Annotated in this window: 1 protein-coding gene and 1 pseudogene; both read right to left on the bottom strand. The window is 59.2% G+C overall.

From position 1 onward, the window contains the following. Window positions 1–178 (bottom strand): annotated as a pseudogene (locus RNA01_RS24520) (conjugal transfer protein TrbH); the annotation flags it as partial. A 3-nt stretch (window positions 179–181) separates the two neighbouring features. Further along, window positions 182–958, bottom strand: coding sequence for a P-type conjugative transfer protein TrbG (gene trbG, locus RNA01_RS23405; RefSeq protein ID WP_147182461.1), 777 nt, complete (start codon window positions 956–958; stop codon window positions 182–184). Between the last annotated feature and the right edge of the window lie 14 nt (window positions 959–972).

Below are 972 nucleotides of genomic sequence, written 5' to 3'. Positions count from 1 at the left end.
TTGGCGTCGCGGTCGATCCCGCCTGCTCGGCATAACGCCCAGCTATGTCGCCAGCGATCGCGCTTGCCGCGGGGCCTGTTACCGTCGAAGTCGCGGCGCTCGTCGTGAGCGCGTCTGTTCCGGTCTGGCAACCAGAGAGAAGAACGGCGGAGACGAAAGGAAGAATGCATAAGCGCATCGGTCAGCCTCCTTTCCTAATGGTAATTTTCTGCTGACGCCAGCCGACGCCCGAAACAAGGACAGCCTTGTCGATGTTGTAATCGACAATCATCATGTCGTTCTTCATCCGGTAGTTTACGATCCGGTTTTGCCCGCCGGAGACCACGAAGAGAACCGGCGCATCCTGACCGGAGAGCGTTCGCGGAAATTGTATGTAGGTCTTCTGTCCATCTGAATAGACGCGCTTCGGCTTCCAGGGCGCGCTGCCGCTTAGCGAATAGGCGAAGGCAAGTTGCTCTGGCGGCACGCCGCCGTCGGAATTGGTCATCGTCTGAATCCGAGCGTTGATGTCGGACAATCTTGTCGCGGCCTCTTCCGGATACTCGAAGCCGACGCGGGCCATGTACTGGTTCGGGTGCGATTTGAGCTGGATATGATAAGTGCGTCTTGAGGTCGTCACCACCATCGACGTCACCAGACCCGCCTCCGACGGTTTGACGATCAGGTGAATTGCCTGGCCCCCTGCAGCACCGGATGTGGCCGGCTCGACCTTCCAGCGTACCGTGTCGCCGACAAGAACGTCGCGGACAATCTCCCCACCCTGAAGCTCGATGTCGCAGACCTGTAAAGGTGAGCAGACGACAGAAGGCTGCGTCTCTCCGAACAGGAAGATGACTTTTCCGTCGGCCCCCGTTGTCACCAGTCCCCGCTGCCCACGCCATTTGTTGGAGAGGGTGGTTCCTTTCGCCTCATTCGTCGTCAGGCTCTGGGCAAAGCCCGATGTCGTCGCCGTGATCAAAAGCGCAAGTGCAG

It is taken from the genome of Paenirhizobium naphthalenivorans (assembly GCF_007992095.1).
GTDB classification, from domain to species: Bacteria; Pseudomonadota; Alphaproteobacteria; order Rhizobiales; family Rhizobiaceae; genus Allorhizobium; species Allorhizobium naphthalenivorans.
The sequence above is the reverse complement of the archived record's forward strand: the minus strand, read 5'-3'. Positions and strand labels throughout refer to the sequence as shown.